Raw genomic sequence first — 20,019 nt, 5'->3', positions numbered from 1 at the left:
GATGTTATATCATCCGGTAGTCTCTTTTTTATTTTGATAAGGTGAGGTTAGGTGAGCTGTCTATTTTTGTTGGTCAATCTTTTCAATAACCTGTCTCATATAAGCCAGTACTTCATCCTTGATTTCGTTATGCTGCAGAGCATAATGAATAGTAGTTTCAATGAATCCCAATTTCTCGCCAACATCATGGCGATTCCCGTCAAACTCGTAGGCCAGGATCGGATTCTTTTCTCCCAGCTTGGACAATGCATCCGTCAACTGAATCTCCCCGCCTACTCCCGCAGATTGCTGACCCAGGATATCAAAAATATCAGGCGTCAAGATATAACGTCCCATGATCGCCAAGTTGGAGGTTGCTTCTTCCTTCTTTGGCTTTTCTACCAATCGTTCCGCTTCAGAGATTTTGGAAGTAAGTGCATGACCTTCAACTATGCCGTAACGATGTACCTCGTTCCAATCCACTTGTTTTACACCTACAACAGAACGCTGATACTCATCGAACACGTCTATCATCTGTTTGAGGCACGGATTCTCAGACTCAACGATGTCATCCCCTAAAAGGACGGCAAAAGGTTCGTCACCGATAAACTTACGTGCACACCAGATGGCATGCCCCAACCCTTTGGGTTCCTTTTGACGAATATAGTGGATATCTGCCATCTCCGATGGTTTACGCACTTCATTGAGCAGATCCCATTTTTCCTTCGCAGTCAAATTATGCTCCAGCTCAAAGGAGTAGTCAAAATGATCCTCAATCGCCCTTTTGCCTTTACCAGTAACGATAATGATATCCTCTATACCAGATGCAACAGCCTCTTCAATAATATATTGAATTGTTGGTTTGTCTACAATGGGAAGCATCTCTTTAGGCATCGCTTTCGTAGCAGGAAGGAACCGGGTCCCTAATCCCGCAGCAGGAATAATCGCTTTACGGATTTTCATAGGTTAAAACTCCTTTTCAACAAAACTTACTAAATTATTCAATAATTCGAGTAACGTTTGTAAATTGCTAATAGTTTATTATAGCACTTAGTCATTGCAATGTTATATACTTTAAGTAAACCATATTATAAACTAAAAAAGATAGAAATTTGAGTACCAGATATGCCAAAATTTGAGGAGAGAGTTCTTTGGATTCAATAATCAGTAACCCTGTTTTAACGTTAGTTATTCCCTGTTATAACGAAGAAGAAGTACTGCCTGAAACTATAAGCAGACTTACGGTCATTCTTGAGGAGTTGGCAGAGAGTCACCTCATTTCTAAACATAGTAAAATGTTGTTTGTTGATGATGGTAGCCGTGATAAAACATGGGACATCATAGCATCATATAATCTAAAAAATCCTTTTGTCAGTGGTCTCAAATTGGCGAAAAATGCTGGCCATCAAAACGCTCTATTATCTGGGTTAATGGAAGCTAAAGAGACATCTGATTGTGTAATATCCGTTGATGCCGACCTGCAGGATGATCTCAATGCCATCCGAGAATTTATAATAAAATTCAAAGAAGGTTATGACATCGTATATGGGGTTCGAAAAAGTAGAACCACCGACACATTCTTCAAGCGTTCAACAGCCCAAGGCTTTTATCGTGTTATGAGTAAAATGGGAGTCAATATTGTATACAATCATGCGGATTACCGTTTAATGAGCAAAAGAGTTCTCCAGGAATTAAGCAACTTTAAAGAGGTCAATCTCTTTTTACGTGGTCTAGTTCCGTTAATAGGTTATAAGTCTACTGAAGTTTATTACGATCGACATGAACGCTTTGCAGGAGAATCCAAATATCCTTTAAAGAAAATGCTCGCTTTTGCTTTTGACGGAATCACTTCATTTAGTATAACCCCAATCCGGCTTATCTCAGCTGTAGGTTTTGCAATGTTTGGGATAAGCTTATTAATAGCTGTGTATACCATTATTAGTAAGCTCCTTGGAACCACTGTCTGGGGCTGGTCTTCTTTAATGTTGTCCATCTGGTTTATAGGTGGTCTACAACTTGTAGCACTGGGGCTCATTGGCGAATATATCGGTAAAATATATAAAGAGGTAAAACAAAGACCCAAATATATTATTGAGACCCTATTAGATTCCCAAAGTACCCTAGATACTGAAAACACAAAAAAAGTGAAAAATAGTGAAAGGGAAGCTGTGGCTGTCCAATAAACAGATGCGAACAGGTGACTAATTTGACTTTATTTCAGAATAGCTTTTTCCGTTTTCTTGTCGTAGGTGTCCTAAATACAATATGCGGCATGTCCGTCATGTTCTTGCTCTTTAATACTTTAGGGACTAACTACTGGTTATCGACCTTTATTGGTAATTCTGTAGGTGCTACTGTAAGCTATTTCTTAAACAAAAGATTTACTTTCAAAAACAATGCAAGCCATGGACAAACCATTTGGAAGTTTATCTTTATCATATTGATATGCTATTTGCTATCGTATTGTCTCAGCTATCTAATCAGCCACTTCCTGATCTCAAGTCTGAGTATTAAAAACAATGCAATTTTAGGCAATCTGTCCATCCTAATCGGGAATATTTTTTATACTTTAATTAATTATGTCGGGCAAAAGTTCATTGTTTTTTCCAAAAAAACAAAAGCCCAAAAAGTATAACGATACGAGATTCATAGTAGTTCAGATGAACTTATTGATAAAAATAGGGTATGTGCTCTCAACGCACATACCCTATTTTTTCTTTTTCTACGTTCAAATATCAAAATAAATAACTGTGATAACCTATAGCATCCTTTTACTTCACCAGCTGCCCACGTGTAACACCCAACTGATTCGTTGCTTTAAGCGTCTTCCATACTTGTGTTCCGCTGATTTCTCCGCGCAGGGCACGGTTATAGAGATCAATAACCTCATGCACTTGCTCCGGTGTCTCCTCCAAAAATTCCACGCGGTAACGGGACACGCCCAGCTCCAGGAAGTTGGACAGATATTCCGCGCCGGATTGCTCAATCGCGTTGTACACCGTGTTGCGGCAGCCTTCATCCACACGGACCGGATGAGACATACCAATTCGATCACGCAGGGATGCGCGATGGTCCTCACATGGACGTCCACAGTTAGTGTAGTCGGTGCCTTCACTCATAAAGGTGCAGTATACGCAATGTTCAGTATGGAACATTGGCATATGCTGCTGGATCACGATCTCCAGCTTATCAGTACGTGTACGTCTGAGCATATCGACCATTTGCTGAATGTTCAGATCGTACGAAGGCGTAACCAGGTCGCAGCCGGAATCCAGGAACAGATCAGCCGCTTTATGGTTGGCTATGTTCAGCGAGAAGTCACCAATCAATTGCGGGTGATGTGCGTCCGGGTTCTCCAACCGATGTCTCAAGTAGAAATACAGTGCCCCTGGATTGCGTACCAACACAGCATCCGGCTTCAAGCGCAGGATGTTGTTGTGGTAGCCATTTTCACCCGGCATGTGAATACGCGGGGTCGCCAGCGCAATTCGGCGGCCTGCAGCGTGCACAGCCTCTACGGCTGCCGGGAATTGCTTGATGAATTCGAAATCGGCGTAAATGAATTCCACGCCGGCCTCAAGCGCAGCCTCCACCTGAGGGAGGCTACGGCACAGCGCGGTCAGCTCTGCCTGACCGCGTGCCACAGACGATGCCGGAGTCGATGCATCGTCATACACCTCGACCGTCCGCTTCGTGTACACGGGCGGTTTGGGGCGCTCGCCCGCGAGCAGTTCCACCGCCTGACGGCGGATACCGTTCAGCTCGCGCATCGGCACGATGACGTCCCCATGCAGATGGACGTCCAGCTCTTCCAGCTGGAACACCGTTCCGCCCAGTCGGCCGAACTGCTCTTCGAGCAGTTCGTGCGTCATCGGACGCTTCTGGGCAATCTCCAGCTCCAGCTCAGAGTCCACGCGGACCGTTGTGCCCTTCTGCACGTCGGTCCACCACGTCGACAGCGGTTGCCCCGGGGAGCCGCTGACCCGCACATGTACCGGGAAGACACGGTACGGCTTGTCCGTGTCATACGACTGGCGCAATCGCTTGTCCAGCGCCGGGTCGTTGGTCTTCCAAATACGGTCGCCCACGTGTACACGGCGCAGATCCACATCGTTGCGTCCCGCTACGATGTCAATGATCCAGCCTTCTCCGGCTTCGCCTTCAATCTTCACGCCTTTGCGGCGGATATCGTATACGCGTCCGCCTTCTTCTTTTTGCGTGGGATCTCCCGCATCGAATACAATACCATCGCCACGCTTGAGCGGTGCATCAATACGGCAAACTACGCCATCACGAAGGATTTGTTCCACTCGCCCAAGATACACACCCCGGCTTTTCGGGAACGTACCGTCAACCAGCTTCTTGTTATTGGTTCCTTCGAGAAAACCGTGCGTAAAGCCGCGTGAAAAGCTCTGCTGCAGCTCGCGAATATCTTCTTTGCTGGTCTTGGACGTATCGCCATCAAAATACTTATCAATGGCCTTGCGGTACTTGCTGACCACATTCGCCACATATTCAGGTGTTTTCAGTCGCCCTTCAATTTTAAAAGAAACAACACCCGCGTCGATCAGTTCAGGCATCAAATCGATCGCTGCTAGATCCTTAGGTGAAAGCAGATAAGTCACATCTGCCATTGGTTTCTGCTCTCCATCCACCATCAGATCGTAAGGCAAACGACATGCCTGTGCACATTCACCGCGGTTAGCAGAGCGGCCGCCCCACATTTCTGAAGTCAGGCATTGGCCAGAATAAGATACGCATAACGCTCCATGTACGAATACCTCCATTGGAATTCTCGCCTGATCGCCTATTTTTTGGATCTGTTTCAGGTTGTTTTCGCGTCCAAGCACGACCCGTTCCATATTGTACGGCTTTGTAAACTCTACCGCTTCCGGCGAGGTAATCGTCATTTGGGTAGAACCATGGATCGGGAAATCTGGTGAAATGTCGCGGATCATTTTCACCAAGCCCATATCCTGGACAATTAAGGCATCGACTCCAGCATCAATACAGGCATCGACCAGCTCCTTAGCGTCCTTCAACTCGTTTTCAAATACCAATATATTGAATGTTAAAAAACCTTTAACCCCATAGCTATGCAAAAACGCCATAATTTCAGGCAGTTCCTCCATGCGGAAATTATTCGCCCGTGCCCGTGCGTTGAACTTTTCCACCCCGAAAAAGATCGCATCAGCCCCGTTTGCCACCGCCGCACGCATACAATCCCAGTCACCGGCTGGTGCCAGAAGCTCAACATCTTCTCTTCGTACTACTGATTTCATCTTTGTCCTCCCTATATGGAGAAATAACTGATTAACCTTGAGCTAAACGTTATTTTCCAGAGCAGCGATGCTGCTTATTTTATAGCCCTATGAATTATCATCCTATCCGATCATCCCCACTCTGAACCACTGGCTCGAGGGATAAATGGCATCCAACTCAAAAAATCCGCATCACGAACATTTGCGGCATAATCATTCTTATCTTGTAACTAATCTAGTGTACCAGACTGCGCCCCAAGCTTCTACACTTTCCAAGCGATTCCTCGTAAAAATCTCTTACTAAAACATAAAAAACACCCCCATTCCCGTCAAACGGTACTTTGGAGGTGAGGAATCATATAAAACAAGAGGAACAACGAAGTAAACAGTGCTATCCAGCAAGAAGCCAAATGGAGATGGAGACTAGGCAACTTAGACGCGCTAGTAGGCCTAAGCCTTTTAGAAAAAGGCATCCTTGTGCGGTACCAGCTTACTCGACAATGAATCCGAAAAAAGGCGTTCGCGTTCGCTGATCTAAGTATCGTAAATAGCTGCCTACGCCCTTCCCTGCTTACCTCACTCATCAAAAGATTGGTGGTCTTTGGCGGGTGCCAGCGAAGCGGGCCATTTGAATCCGAAGAAGCGTCAGCGTTCGCCTTTGACCTGGGATTCTTACATATTAAATCACTTATACAATCCAAGAATCCCGGGTCAACAGCGATCGTAGGATCAAATGGCACGCGTAGCCTCTTCCCACCATACCTCGCTAATCTTTTACCCACACCTTCTACTTCACAAAATTAAACGAATTTAACGTCGAATCCAGTGCGTTAGACTGTACAGCCGTGTTGTTCGCATCATTCAATGTCGTTGTCACAGTATACGTTTTTCCATCACGTTCCAAAACCAATTGGTGGCCTGTGTAGCCAATGCCTTCCTCTGTACGATGGAATGTAAAGGACACTGCCGGAACACCAGCAAACGTTACGTCCTTAACTTCCTCAACTTTGAGGTTTTTATAGTTCTTTGCTTGCTTATCGTAGAAGTCCTTGAGCTGGGATACCGTTAGTTCAAATGATTGGTCGTTGTCGATTTTGACGGAAAAACGTCCTCCAGTAAACTGGTACTCTACATCGCCCAATTCAAATTGATCGCTAATCGCGGTCCAATATCGTGGGATATTCACCGTATATTCATAGGCTTTTGAAGTCTTTTTGACCGTTTTCGTTTTATCCGTCAAATAGTCGTCTTCTTCCAACTGTCCAAAGTTACTCGCTACGGTTTGAAAATCGATTTGAAGCGAGGAAATGAGCGCGTTGAACTGATCATTTCCTTTGCTTACTTTTTCAGGAACTGCGTATTCAGCCAAATAGCGGTATCCATTTTGCTGAATCAGCACATTGTACTCCTTGACCCAACCATCGCCAAAATTATAACGGTACTCCTGTACTAACCCTTGAACGCCTGCAACCGCCAGCGGATACGTCTTCTGTGCCTCATAAGCCGTGGACACAAAGGAATCGCTCAGCCATTTTTGCAGCTGCTGGCCCCAGTTCTCCAACTTTCCATCCGCTGGAGCTGAGGTTATTTTCACGCGGAAGCTCGATCCATCATTACTTTCATATTGCATCCGTTGATCGTCCATTTTCCAGCCTGCGGGTATGCTGAGTGACACACCGTAGTCTGGATTCCCGGCCTCGCGTGTGCCTCCTACAACAGTAGACAAGTCTTTAATACTTTTATCCTGCGCATTAAAGGAGGTCTTGAAGGAATTTAAAAGTCCTGCATACTGGGCCAGATCTTTATAATTCGTTGCTTTAGCATCGGAAAAATAAACTACATACAATCGTCCGTTGTCATAGTACTGACGATTTTCCCACAATACGCCGTCCCCATCCTTCGTAATGACACGAGCATAAGGTACCTTCGCTTTCGGGAAGGATTTTCGATCGATCACAGTTTCTCCCGTTTCCTTGGCTGCCTGCACTAATTGTTGCAACAGATCGTCCGCATTCAGTGGAACCGGCTGTGACGCTGTGTGCACCTCCATATAGTAGGCACTGTTCTCATCCATAAAAGTGGAGATACTCTCATCTCCACCTCCCTGACCGATGACGAGCCCTGTTGGATAGTTCATAGACCAGTCATAGTAACTGTTCCCGATCTGCGTCTTGCCCTCATCATTATCAATGTTCGGTGTCTCTTCAGCTACCGTGCCCGCCTCTTCTTGTGCTTCCATCCGAATAATGATTCCGGCACCTTTCTTCTCCAACTTACCGCCAAGCCCTTCTGCTACTTGACGCAGAGGCACCATGAGGATACCTGCTGACATTTCCGGTGGAGCTGGAAGTGTTACCTTGTGACCTCTCACCCATGCTGTACGGCTACCAATGGTCAGCGATACAACATGAGTTCCGCTGGTGATTTTAACCACATTATCTTCAGCCAATCTAATTTTGCTGTTAAATGCCTTTTTAAACACACCAGCCGGAACCATCAGTGCACCACTTTTGGAATAGGGCTTCGTGATATTTGCATTTTGGCCGTTTACGATGGCTGTATTGCTACCGCTTTGCAACCGCAATTCCAGCATGTTTTTATCTTGATCTGCTGCAACTGCTGGCAAAGCAGAAAGCAGAAGGGACAATGCGACAGCGCCGACCCCCAGCTTACGCATCATTTTTCTTTGAATATGCTTCACAGTAAATCTCCCTTTAGCTTTATTTTATAGATTCAAGAGCCGTTATTGTCACTTTCCAGTAGTTGCCCCTTGAGCTGGCTCCGATGTTTCCTTAGAAAGCGCTATGCCACCATCTTCAGCGGCTTCCGAACCGTTCGAATCTTCACCATCTTCTCCAGACTGAATGGACTCATAGATTTCACCATTATCCTGTGTCAGTACCAGCTTGCGCTTCACAATATCACCGTCCGACTGCATAAGCACATTCACCGTTTGACCCGGTTGATAGTTTTTAAGTAGCTCATTGACGTCAATGGCCGAAGCTACACGCTTACCGTTAATACTATACAGCTCATCGCCTTCCTTGATTTTGGCCTGAACGGCATTGGCTGAAGTAATTTTCGTAACTTTCAAAGGATCCTCGGTAGGTAATCCGACGATAGCTGACCAGCTCTCTTCCAGCCCTAGACCAAGACTGGCGCGCCGAACCTCTCCGTATTTGAAAAATTGGCCGATGACATATTTCACTGTATCCGACGGAATCGAAAAGCCCATATTTTCAATACCGACCGCCGAGAATTTCATCGTATTGATCCCGATAACCTCACCCTTGAGATTGACCAGTGGACCGCCGCTGTTACCAGGATTGATCGCGGTATCGCTTTGGATCAAACGATAAGCAGCATTGACACCGCGGTTCAGCCCGCTAACAACACCCGAGGTTGCCGAATTGCGAAGTGAAAAGGATATAGGCGTACCAATAGCCACTACCTGCTCACCTACCTGTAGACTGTTCGTTGAAGCTGCCAAGGTAGCGGGTTTGAGGCCGCTTGCCTTGATTTTGACTAATGCCAAATCACTGATCGGATCGCTGTAGCTGTCGGTGATTCCGTAAGATTTTCCGTCCGAGGTTACAACCACGGCATCACCTAATCCTTCGATAACATGCGCATTCGTCACAATCCATCCATCTGTACGAATGATGACACCCGTGCCGTGAGCCAGATTGTAGCGATCTCCTCCCGCTACGGTCTCTCCCGTGGCTGAACGGCCAATGATACCGACCACAGAAGGAGATACATTTTTAACAACCTGCGGCACACGATCGGCCGATAACGTATATGTACCATTTGCGCTGTTATATGCGCCGCTGGTTCCTAATGCTTTATTCATATCGCTTACGTTAACATAGACCCCACCATTAATGACTTTGGCCTTTAACGCAGTTCCACTGCTAGCTGCACCTGCCGTTCCAGAAACACATAGAGCGCTGCCCAAAGCCAGAACAACTGCCCTTTTCCCCATCTTACGCATATACTCACCATTTCCTCTCTTACATGACCCTGTTCTATCAGTTAGTCCAAATCTACCATAGAGGGGACACGTATACAATCGCTTTAAGCCCTATCTTTTTCTAAAAGACTCCGTTTGCTACATCCCTGTCCTCTCATGCTATTTATATTATAAATTTTCCAAATCCTTATATCAAAAAAATAAGCAAAAACGATAAATAATCGTTATACCGTTTAGGTCATTCCTTCGTTTACGGGCATAACCAACTATGATACCATCACATTATATCTTAGTTTTATTGTCGGAAATAAAGAATAAAATCATGAGTCCTCTATCCAAAACACTAAAGTATAAATAAGCACCTACAGGAGGTTAAAAGAATGGCCTACGAACCAATCTGGAACGCTCATCCCGATAAGCTTAACAAATTCGAATTAGTCAAGCTGGAAAAGGACGGTCTCGACGTTATCCGTACCATTATCGAAAACTATGCCAACGAAGGCTATGACTCGATCTCTGCGGACGATATGGACCGTTTCAAATGGGCTGGGGTATATCAGCAAAAGCCCAAAGATGGTCATTTCATGATGCGGGTCCGCATCAACACAGGGATCATGACTTCAGCACAGGCACATGCATTGGCGGACATATCCGCGCTATACGGACGCGGTCTTGTGGATGTCACCACTCGCCAAGCGATTCAATTTCACTGGTTGACGGTCGAAAGCTTGCCCGATATTTTCGAAAGGCTGGAAAAAGTCAATTTGTATTCCTTTGAAGCCTGTGGAGACTGCCCGCGTACCATTGTCGGTAATCCGCTGGCTGGCATCGATCCCAATGAATTGGTGGATACCCAGGAGATTGTAGATGAAGTAAATCGTTTTTTCTTATTAAACCGAGACTTCTCCAATCTGCCGCGTAAGTACAAAATGTCTATCTCCGGTAATACGTACAACAATGCACAGGCTGAAATTAACGACCTGTCCTTCACTCCGGCCACCAAGATCCTCGATGGAAAAGAAGTGGTCGGCTTCCATGTGATGGTTGGTGGAGGTTTGTCCGCCAAGCCGCATATGGCACAGTCTCTGGATTTGTTTGTTCGTCCTGAGGAAGTTCTAAAGGTTGCTATTGCTGTCACCACCATTTTCCGTGATTACGGCTATCGGGAAAAACGGCATCATGCCCGCTTGAAGTTCCTGGTTGCCGATTGGGGCCCGGACAAATTTCTGGCTAAGCTCACCGAGCACATCGGTGAAATGCCCGGACGAGGCGAGGACAAAACGATTGGCTGGCAAGCCGCCTATTTTGACGGTGTGCATCCTCAAGCTCAAAAAGGTCTGAACTATGTCGGTCTGAACGTGCCTGTCGGTCGCCTTAGTGCTGACGAGTTGCATGAACTGGCCGAACTGGCTGACCGCTATGGCGATGGGCAGATTCGTACCACGATGTCGCAAAATATTTTGCTGAGCGGCGTGCCGAATGAGCAAGTGGATGAACTACTGGAAGCCCCCGTGCTGCAACGCCTGACACCACAGCCCAAGCATTTTATGAGCCGTACGGTATCGTGCACAGGAAATGAGTTTTGCAATCTGGCGATTGTGGAAACCAAAAAACGGGCGGTTGACGTCGCCGAGTATTTGGATCAGCACGTGCAATTGGATGAAAAGGTGCGCATTCATTTTATCGGTTGCCCGAATTCCTGCGGTCAAAAGCATATTGCGGACATTGGTCTGCAAGGCTCGCTCATAAAGACACCGGAAGGCTTCGTCGACGCGTTCGACATCGCTGTCGGCGGAGCGCTTGGAGCAGGCGCCCAGTTTAACAAAGCGCTCAAAGGTCGCGTACGCGGGGATCAGGTTGGACCTGTACTGGCAGAGCTCATTCTGTTCTACAAAGAAAACAGGAGCGCTGGCGAAAGCTTTTACGCATATGTACAGCGTGTAGGGATTCCGACTTTTCAGGAAAAGCTGTCTGCTATTTTACAGTCCAGCCACGTTGCATCCTAAATATAGAGTCTATTAACAGCCTGCTTGTATGACATATACAAGCAGGCTGTTTCTTATCCTCATGGAGCCCCGCAATATTGTTTCCCTCACTTTCATAAAAAAAGACACCGGATTACTCCGGTATCAATATTTTCGCAAAATCGAGTACTGTTGGCTTATGAGCGCCTGTTGTAGATGTCACCACCGCGTAGCCTGAAGGTATCTTATATATCAATCCCGTATCATACCGGATGCCGAAGGAATTATCCTCCTTATAATGAGTCCTCGTTTCCCACACCTTCGTACCGTTTCCTTTCAAGCCTGTAATGGTGATACCATGCATCTTCGTGGTTTTACCCAGTGGATCATATTGATCACTGAACTGGACATACAACTGCTCCTCAGGCAGATACACCCGGTCAGCCGCATAGTCCTCTGTATTACTAAATAATTGCAGACCATTACTTAGCACCTGTGTACGCTTGCTGTTTCCTTTAAGCCCTGTTACAGCAATATGACCGCTCGGCAACTCACGTACTGCGGCAATTTCTTTACCTGATCCTAAGTCCAGATGGATGTCACGGATATCGCGACCATATACATCTGCTTGTACCCCAACGGGACCATCTGAACTGTTCAAAAGCGCATAATATCCATTGTGACTGCCGACCAGCCAACCCGAGGTCACTCCGGCCGTCGTTCGATTCCATTGTATATCGCCAGCTTCAGTGTATTTGAGTACAGTGAAGGACTGCTCCGCAAGGTTTAGATAGGAGACCAGGAAACTGCCATCCTCCAGTGGCTCCAAACCAACCTGCGAATCCTGCCCATAAGATATCAAGCCATCTGTGGGTAATGTTTTGGACCACAAGGTGTTTCCATCCTCGTCCAATCGTGAAGCCTGCACATCTCGTATTCCGTTCGGTTTTGTATAATCAATCAGAAACAGCAAGCCCCCATCCGACGTCTCCCGCTGGACTCCACTGCTGCTTGTTCCGGGTTGTACGTTCAGATCCTGTTGATGTTTCCATACAGCCTCCACAGAACTGTCCAGCTTGCCATATGTGACGTGTACTACACTTGCTTCTGTATCGTCCTCGACGTTCAGCATAAAGAACCCACCATTCGCTGCGGGTTGAATGTAATTGTGAGCGTTTCCTAAATCTTTAATACTACCAATTGCCGCACTTGTTTCGATTTCGGCTTGTTTGGGCGCAAACGCCTCGGACACCTCGGAGGCATAGGACGGTACAGCACTATATCCCATCAAACATGCCGCCAAAGCAGCTCCTGCTGCCCATGTATACACACGTGTACGTAAAACTCTACTTTGCTTAACCTTCAAGCGTTCCAGCTCCCTTCATGACTTCCTCAGAGATGTTGTATGAACCTCTTAGATGTGATAAAACTACAGACGGTTTCGCTTCAACTTGTAATGGTTGTCACGCGGGCACGGAACTTCGTATGATGCTATATAATCATGAGTTATATATTTACCTCTTCAAGCCCGAGCCTAAACATCCAAAACTCCAAAATTTAGAGACCACTCAGAGACTTTCTGTCGATGAATATACGTATATACTTATTATTCCAGCGCTTGGTAAACTATGTGTCACATGCTTTAACGCAGGAATTTGATAAAAGTTTTCTTTTTTTACAAAAAAAATAAAACCCTGCCAAGACGAAGGCATCAATACACTAGTTCGTATTCTGCCTTCCTGCCTGTGCAGGGCTTTTAAAACTATGCTAAACGGTATCTATAGATCGACTGTCTGAAGCGCTTGACTACGCTCTGTATCCCGTTCAAGGATCGGCTTTAAATATCGACCTGTATAGGATTCTTCGACTTTCACGAGCTGCTCCGGTGTCCCGGTAGCCAAGATCGTTCCACCGCCACTTCCGCCTTCCGGTCCCAAATCAATCAGATAATCGGCTGTTTTAATCACATCTAGATTATGCTCAATGACCAGCACCGTCTCTCCTGAATCAACCAAACGATGCAGCACCGTCAATAATCGGTCAATATCGTGAACATGCAGGCCGGTTGTCGGCTCGTCCAAAATATAAATGGTTTTGCCCGTACTGCGACGATACAATTCGGAAGCTAGCTTCACACGCTGTGCTTCACCGCCAGACAAGGTAGTCGCAGGCTGACCCAGCTTGATATACCCCAAACCTACATCCATCAGCGTCTGGATCTTGCGATGAATCTTCGGAATATTTACAAAAAACTCCGTTGCATCCTCTACCGTCATCTCCAGCACATCGGCAATACTTTTCCCTTTGTATTTAACCTCTAGGGTCTCCCGGTTATAACGCTTGCCTTTACACACTTCGCATGGAACATACACATCCGGCAGAAAATGCATCTCAATCTTGATGATGCCATCGCCTCTACAAGCTTCACAACGACCTCCCTTAACGTTAAAGCTAAAGCGGCCTTTCTTGTAGCCTCGTACTTTGGCCTCGTTCGTCTGCGAGAATAAGTCACGGATATCATCAAATACACCAGTATACGTTGCAGGATTGGAACGCGGTGTACGACCAATTGGCGATTGATCGATCTCAACAACCTTTTCGATATGTTCTAGTCCGCGAATTTCTTTATGCTGCCCTGGACGTACTCTCGCCCGGTTCAGATCACGCGCCAACGTTTTGTACAAAATTTCATTGACCAGTGTCGATTTTCCAGAGCCGGATACCCCAGTAACAGCTGAGAAAACACCCAACGGGATTTTGACATTCACATTTTTGAGATTGTTTTCCTTGGCTCCGCGAATCTCCAGCCACTTATCAGCAGGCTTGCGCCGCTCAGTATTGACCGGAATGAACTTGCGTCCGCTCAAATACTGCCCGGTTAAGGAATTCGGGTCTTCCATGACTTCCTGCGGAGTCCCCTGCGACATGATCATCCCACCATGGATTCCAGCTCCTGGCCCGATATCAATGATATAGTCCGCCGCCATCATCGTATCTTCGTCATGCTCCACCACAATCAACGTATTGCCAAGATTACGCATATGCTCCAAAGCACTAATCAGACGGTCATTATCTCGCTGATGCAATCCTATACTAGGCTCGTCCAAAATATAAAGCACACCCATCAGACTGGACCCGATCTGTGTCGCCAGTCGGATACGCTGTGCCTCACCGCCTGACAACGTGCCTGCCGCACGGCTTAAAGTCAGGTATTCCAGACCAACGTTAACGAGGAATCCCAGGCGGCTGTTAATTTCTTTTAAAATGAGATTGGCAATCGACTTCTCCTTCTCACTCAGCTCCAGTGTATGGAAAAAGTTTGAGGCTTCACCGATAGACAAAGCTGTCACAAAAGCTATATTACGCTCTTGAATGGTTACCGACAGGCTTTCTTTTTTCAGTCGGTGTCCCTTACAAGTGTTACATGGCTTTGCACTCATAAAGCCTTCAATAAATTCACGTATACCCTCAGAAGCCGTATCACGATAACGACGCTCCAGATTGGGGATAATCCCCTCAAAGGTCACATAGGCTTCCTTACGTTGACCAAAATCATTCTCATAGCGAAAACGGATCTTCTGCTCTCCCGTTCCATGTAAAATGAGGTTCATTTGCTCTGTCGTCAATTGACTAACAGGAATGTCCTGTGGAATACCGTAGTGCTCGCATACTGACTGTAAAAATTGAGGATAATAAGTGGAAGTTCCACCACTCCAAGCCTGAAAAGCCCCATCCTCGACACTTTTTTCAGGATCGGGAATGAGCAAATCAGGGTCAACCACCATTTTAACTCCTAACCCATCACAATCCGGACAAGCGCCGAACGGACTATTAAAGGAAAACATTCTTGGAGACAGTTCATCTATGCTGAATCCACAAATAGGGCATGCAAAGTTGGAGCTGAACCGCAACTCCTCTTGCCCCATAATGTCTACAAGCAACTGCCCACCTGAAAGATTTAGTGCCGTCTCAATAGAGTCGGATAGACGCGCACGCACATCTTCCTTGACTACGATGCGGTCTACGACCACTTCAATCGAGTGCTTCTTGTTCTTTTCCAGCTCAATCTTCTCAGACAATTCACGTAGTTCTCCATTCACACGTACCCGTACAAAGCCCTGCTTGGCTATATCAGTGAACAGTGTTTTATGCTCACCTTTGCGGCCGGATACCAATGGAGCCAGAATCTGCAGTCTTGTCTTTTCAGGATACTGCAAAATGCGGTCCACCATCTGTTCAACGGTCTGTGAAGTAATTTCAATGCCATGTTCAGGACAATGAGGATGACCCACCCGGGCAAACAACAACCGCAGGTAGTCATAGATTTCGGTAACCGTTCCGACGGTAGAACGCGGATTCCGACTTGTCGTTTTTTGGTCAATGGAAATGGCAGGAGACAGACCGTCAATCGAATCAACGTCCGGTTTCTCCATTTGCCCGAGGAATTGACGGGCATACGCAGATAAAGATTCCACATACCGACGTTGCCCTTCCGCATAGATCGTATCGAAAGCCAGTGACGATTTACCTGAGCCACTAAGCCCTGTCAGGACAACGAACTTGTCCCGTGGAATCGTCACGTCAATATTTTTGAGATTATGCGCGCGTGCGCCTTTGATGATGATGCTTTCATTCGCCAAATGTTTCATCTCCTTAGCCGTAGTTCACGTCATGCTATATCGCATTGGATTATCCCATGGAAGTGATATATCGCAAAGAGAACGACCACATAGGCCGCCCTCACTATTTTAAAAGCAAAGCAATCAAACATTTTATTTTCATATGTTTTGCTTCTAGCTTATTCTCAATGTTTAATCAGCTCGCAACTCCAGCAAAGCATCACGCAGCTCGGCTGCCCGCTCGAACTGTAGGTTCTTGGCGGCGTCTTTCATCTCTGCTTCCAGACGCTGAATGAGTGATTGACGCTCCTTCTTGGAAAGTTTACCCGTCTCATTAGGAAGGTAATCATTCTTTGACTCTGCCACCTTAGTTGCTTCAATAACATCACGAATCTTTTTACGAATGGTTTGCGGGGTAATCCCATGTTCTTCATTATACTGAATTTGAATCGCACGACGACGTTCCGTTTCCTTTAGGGCTTTATCCATAGAATCGGTAATCTTATCGCCGTACATGATAACACGACCGTCACTGTTCCGTGCTGCCCGTCCGATCGTCTGAATCAGAGAGCGCTCAGAACGCAGGAAGCCTTCTTTATCCGCATCCAAAATCGCCACCAGCGATACTTCCGGCAAATCAAGACCTTCCCGCAACAGGTTGATCCCGATTAGCACGTCGAAGGTCCCCAGACGAAGATCCCGCAAAATAGCCATCCGCTCCAACGTCTTAATCTCGGAGTGCATATATCGAACCTTGATGCCCACTTCTTTTAAATAGTCAGTCAAATCTTCAGACATCTTCTTCGTAAGTGTGGTCACCAGTACCCGTTCCTCACGTTCCATGCGAAGCCGTATCTCATTAATGAGATCGTCAATCTGCCCCTTGCTCGGACGCACCTCAATAATCGGATCAAGAAGCCCGGTAGGACGGATAATCTGCTGTACCATCGTTTCGCATTTCTCCATCTCATAGGGTCCTGGAGTAGCCGATACATAGACGATTTGACTTACCTTGTCCTCGAACTCTTCAAACTTCAACGGACGATTATCCAATGCAGATGGCAAACGAAAACCATGTTCTACCAGTACATTCTTACGTGCTTGGTCACCGTTATACATGGCACGAATCTGCGGCAACGTAACATGGGACTCGTCAATGACGATCAGCATATCATCCGGGAAATAATCCATCAGCGTATATGGTGTTGCTCCTCGCTCGCGGAATGTCAGTGGACCTGAATAATTCTCGACACCGGAACAAAAGCCAACCTCTTTCATCATCTCAATATCATAGCGGGTACGTTGTTCCAAACGTTGCGCCTCTAACAGCTTCCCTTGCTCCTTCAACTCCGCTAACCGCTCTTCAAGCTCACGTTCAATGTTGACCAATGCTACCTTCATCGTATCCTCATGAGTAACGAAGTGAGATGCCGGGAAAATGGCAATATGATCACGTTCACCGATCAATTCACCCGTAAGCACATTAATCTCGGTAATTCGTTCAATTTCATCCCCGAACAGTTCTACACGTATAGCGTGTTCCCCTTGGGAAGCCGGGAATATCTCGACAACATCCCCCCGTACACGGAAAGTACCCCGCACGAAGTTGATATCGTTCCGCTGATATTGAATATCGACCAAGCGGGACAAAATCTGATTGCGGGGTTTCTCCATGCCGACTCTAAGCGAAAGCAGCAAGCTTGAATATTCTTTCGGGGAACCCAAACCATAAATGCAGGAGACACTCGCTACAATAATAACGTCACGACGCTCAAACAGAGAGCTTGTCGCTGAGTGGCGAAGTTTATCAATCTCCTCATTGATGCTGGAATCCTTCTCAATATACGTATCGGAAGACGGAATGTATGCTTCCGGTTGATAGTAATCATAGTAGCTGACAAAATAATCGACTGAGTTATTCGGAAAGAACTCTTTAAACTCACTCGCCAGTTGAGCAGCCAAAGTCTTATTATGTGCAATAACCAGCGTAGGCCGATTCAACTTGGCAATGGTCTGTGCGATGGTAAACGTCTTACCTGTTCCCGTAGCACCCAATAGCGTTTGATGCTTCTTTCCTTCTGCAATTCCCTCTACCAATTCAAAAATGGCCTGAGGTTGATCGCCTTGAGGTTGGAATTCCGACTGAATTTCAAAAGTCTTATCGCTAACAACGATATCACTCATTGCCCTGCATCACCCTTATCGTCTAAAATGGAAACATCATGATTTTACACCAGTCGAGCTTTAACGTCTTTACCTGTAACTCTATGTCGATATTTCCCGAGCAATGATACTTGGGAAATATGGTTGGATAAGAATGTTTGTTCCCGTATTATACCTCTTTCTTACCGTGGATGCAAACGATAAGTCTTGAATAGGAGTGAATTAAATTTTGGATATCACCATCGTATTGGGCATCATCGCCGGAATCATAGCATTAATCGGTGGCTTCTTATGGGAAGGCGGCGAATTTACAGGGCTGCTTCAAGGTACATCGGCTCTAATTGTATTTGGGGGAACTTTCGCCGCAGTTGTGATCAGCTACCCAGCTTCCAAGCTGAAGACGATCCCCACCGCTCTACGGATGGCATTTAGCCGTGAGGACAATCCTACGAAGCAATATATAGAAGATTTGGTTTCCATGGCGGCCACCTCACGCCGATCCGGTGTGCTTGCGCTAGAGCGTACTTCATCAGAGCATCCGAATGCATTTTTGCGTGAAGGTCTTCAGTTGGTCATCGACGGCACCGAGCAGGAGCAGATCAAACAGATTTTAGAGCTTGAGTTAGATGCCATTGAACACAAACATGAAGGGTACGCCAAAATATTTGAATCCGCAGGCGGTTATGCCCCTACGATGGGGATTATCGGTACTGTCATGGGCCTGATCCATGTACTGGGCAGCCTGACCGAGCCTACTGCGCTTGGTCCGTCTATTGCTGTTGCTTTTATCGCAACACTATACGGCGTTGCTAGCGCCAACCTGATCTTCCTGCCCATCGCATCCAAAATAAGAGCAGCCAGTGAGAGTGAAATTATCACAATGGATTTGCTGCTGCAAGGTATTCTGGCTATTCAAAACGGAGAGAATCCAAAGCTTGTACGCAAAAAGTTGGAGTTCTTTATCCGCTCAGAGCAAAATATAGATCACAAACCGCCTCGTCGCTCACGCACAGAGGACGCTTCTCCAAAGGAGGACTTCCATGAGAGCGCGCGGTAAGCGCCGTGGGGGTCAAGGAGGCGGCGGAGACCATCGTGACCGCTGGATGATTACCTATGCCGATCTGATCACCCTGCTGCTCATATTTTTCGTTGTGATGTATGCCATGAGTAGTCTGGATGCTAAAAAATACGATGTCGTTGTTCAATCCCTCCAGGATACGTTCCACAAAGGAGATTCTATTTTGGAGCAAGGCTCGGGCATTACAGGTACTGCTGATCGTTACACCAGCAAGAATCCACCCACGACCAAGCAAACGGCAGCCGATAAAAAGGAAGCTGGATCGACAAAGCTCACCGAACGTGAACAAGCATTTCGCACGCAGGAAAAAGAGCTGCAAAATTTAATGGGTGTCATTCAAGAATATATTACGGATAACAAACTGGAAAACCAGATTTTTGTGTCAGATCAGCCGCGTGGTATTGTCATTACGCTGAATGACCGCTTTTTATTCGATCAAGGTAGAGCTGCACTCAAACAAGGCTCTGCCAACACGCTATCCAAGTTGGCCAGTCTGTTTCGAGATTTGAAAACACCAATTAGCATTGAGGGCCATACGGACAACATTCCGTTTACGCGCTCCTCGAACTCATCGACGTATAAGGATAACTGGGAGCTTTCCGGCGCACGGGCACTATCTGTACTCCGATTCTTTCTCGACAGAGAGCAACTTTCACCCTCAGGATTTCAGTATGCGGGGTATGCAGATACCCGGCCGGTTGGTGACAATAGCACCGAAGCTGGACGACAAAAAAACCGCCGTGTCGAAATCACCGTGCTTCGCCAGCTTCAACAGTAAAACCCAAAAACCTCCTGAGTCACGCAATAACGTGAATCGGGAGGTTTTTTTGATACATATTCATCATTAATACATGGCTTCCGCTCTGATGTAGACGCAGAACAATAAACCGTACGAACAACGTGTATAAGAGCGGCGTACGAGATGCAATAGAGATTATTTTGTTTATTCTATATCCCACTATGTATTAGAAGCCCTGGTGAA

12 protein-coding genes are annotated in these 20,019 nt (G+C 46.4%); 5 read left to right on the top strand and 7 right to left on the bottom strand.

What is annotated here, in order from left to right:
- Positions 1 to 60: 60 nt before the first annotated feature.
- Positions 61 to 942, bottom strand: a complete 882-nt coding sequence (galU, locus tag BM358_RS24160; RefSeq protein WP_028542106.1) for a UTP--glucose-1-phosphate uridylyltransferase GalU — start codon at positions 940 to 942, stop codon at positions 61 to 63.
- 188 nt (positions 943 to 1,130) lie between these two features.
- Between galU and BM358_RS24155 the strand changes: the two genes are divergently transcribed.
- Positions 1,131 to 2,162, top strand: coding sequence for a glycosyltransferase family 2 protein (locus BM358_RS24155; RefSeq protein WP_028542107.1), 1,032 nt, complete (start codon positions 1,131 to 1,133; stop codon positions 2,160 to 2,162).
- Between the two features lie 14 nt (positions 2,163 to 2,176).
- Positions 2,177 to 2,614 carry a GtrA family protein gene (locus BM358_RS24150; RefSeq protein WP_256253398.1) on the top strand — a complete coding sequence of 146 codons (438 nt, stop codon included), beginning with the start codon at positions 2,177 to 2,179 and terminating at the stop codon, positions 2,612 to 2,614.
- A 136-nt stretch (positions 2,615 to 2,750) separates the two neighbouring features.
- Here BM358_RS24150 and BM358_RS24145 read toward each other — a convergent pair whose 3' ends face one another.
- From BM358_RS24145 to BM358_RS24135, 3 genes are all read right to left on the bottom strand, one after another.
- Positions 2,751 to 5,261 carry a U32 family peptidase gene (locus tag BM358_RS24145; RefSeq protein ID WP_028542109.1) on the bottom strand — a complete coding sequence of 837 codons (2,511 nt, stop codon included), beginning with the start codon at positions 5,259 to 5,261 and terminating at the stop codon, positions 2,751 to 2,753.
- Between the two features lie 766 nt (positions 5,262 to 6,027).
- Positions 6,028 to 7,941, bottom strand: a complete 1,914-nt coding sequence (locus BM358_RS24140; protein ID WP_028542110.1) for a stalk domain-containing protein — start codon at positions 7,939 to 7,941, stop codon at positions 6,028 to 6,030.
- 48 nt (positions 7,942 to 7,989) lie between these two features.
- Positions 7,990 to 9,234: a S1C family serine protease gene (locus BM358_RS24135; RefSeq protein WP_023990600.1), complete on the bottom strand. Its 1,245-nt coding sequence runs from the start codon at positions 9,232 to 9,234 to the stop codon at positions 7,990 to 7,992.
- 359 nt (positions 9,235 to 9,593) lie between these two features.
- On the opposite strand from BM358_RS24135, the gene BM358_RS24130 reads away from it, so the two are divergent.
- On the top strand, positions 9,594 to 11,219 hold the full coding sequence (locus BM358_RS24130; RefSeq protein WP_028542111.1) for a nitrite/sulfite reductase: 1,626 nt from the start codon (positions 9,594 to 9,596) through the stop codon (positions 11,217 to 11,219).
- 112 nt (positions 11,220 to 11,331) lie between these two features.
- On the opposite strand, the gene BM358_RS24125 is transcribed toward BM358_RS24130, so the two are convergent.
- The 3 genes from BM358_RS24125 to uvrB form a co-directional block, all read right to left on the bottom strand.
- Positions 11,332 to 12,543, bottom strand: coding sequence for a hypothetical protein (locus BM358_RS24125; protein ID WP_028542112.1), 1,212 nt, complete (start codon positions 12,541 to 12,543; stop codon positions 11,332 to 11,334).
- A gap of 412 nt (positions 12,544 to 12,955) precedes the next feature.
- Positions 12,956 to 15,817, bottom strand: a complete 2,862-nt coding sequence (gene uvrA / locus BM358_RS24120) for an excinuclease ABC subunit UvrA (protein WP_023990603.1) — start codon at positions 15,815 to 15,817, stop codon at positions 12,956 to 12,958.
- A 171-nt stretch (positions 15,818 to 15,988) separates the two neighbouring features.
- Positions 15,989 to 17,980 (bottom strand): excinuclease ABC subunit UvrB, encoded by a 1,992-nt coding sequence (gene uvrB, locus BM358_RS24115; RefSeq protein WP_023990604.1) that lies wholly within the window; start codon positions 17,978 to 17,980, stop codon positions 15,989 to 15,991.
- Between the two features lie 208 nt (positions 17,981 to 18,188).
- Here uvrB and BM358_RS24110 point away from each other — a divergent pair, with 208 nt between their 5' ends.
- The gene (locus tag BM358_RS24110) at positions 18,189 to 19,016 is read left to right on the top strand and encodes a flagellar motor protein (RefSeq protein ID WP_028542113.1); all 828 of its coding nucleotides are present in this window, start codon (positions 18,189 to 18,191) and stop codon (positions 19,014 to 19,016) included.
- Positions 19,000 to 19,815: a flagellar motor protein MotB gene (locus BM358_RS24105; protein WP_028542114.1), complete on the top strand. Its 816-nt coding sequence runs from the start codon at positions 19,000 to 19,002 to the stop codon at positions 19,813 to 19,815. The genes BM358_RS24110 and BM358_RS24105 overlap by 17 nt, the downstream gene beginning before the upstream one ends.
- Positions 19,816 to 20,019: the final 204 nt, after the last annotated feature.

Source organism: Paenibacillus sp. cl130 (genome assembly GCF_900116035.1).
Taxonomy (GTDB): Bacteria; Bacillota; Bacilli; order Paenibacillales; family Paenibacillaceae; genus Paenibacillus; species Paenibacillus polymyxa_B.
Note: the sequence above shows the minus strand (reverse complement) of the source record. Positions and strands in the feature narration are given on the sequence as shown.

Excerpts from the sequence above, each read along its gene's own strand:
- galU (WP_028542106.1), bottom strand. The coding sequence starts at position 942 with ATGAAAATCCGTAAAGCGATTATTCCTGCTGCGGGATTAGGGACCCGG.
- BM358_RS24145 (WP_028542109.1), bottom strand. The coding sequence starts at position 5,261 with ATGAAATCAGTAGTACGAAGAGAAGATGTTGAGCTTCTGGCACCAGCC.
- BM358_RS24135 (WP_023990600.1), bottom strand. The coding sequence starts at position 9,234 with ATGCGTAAGATGGGGAAAAGGGCAGTTGTTCTGGCTTTGGGCAGCGCT.
- BM358_RS24130 (WP_028542111.1), top strand. The coding sequence starts at position 9,594 with ATGGCCTACGAACCAATCTGGAACGCTCATCCCGATAAGCTTAACAAA.
- uvrB (WP_023990604.1), bottom strand. The coding sequence starts at position 17,980 with ATGAGTGATATCGTTGTTAGCGATAAGACTTTTGAAATTCAGTCGGAA.
- BM358_RS24105 (WP_028542114.1), top strand. The coding sequence starts at position 19,000 with ATGAGAGCGCGCGGTAAGCGCCGTGGGGGTCAAGGAGGCGGCGGAGAC.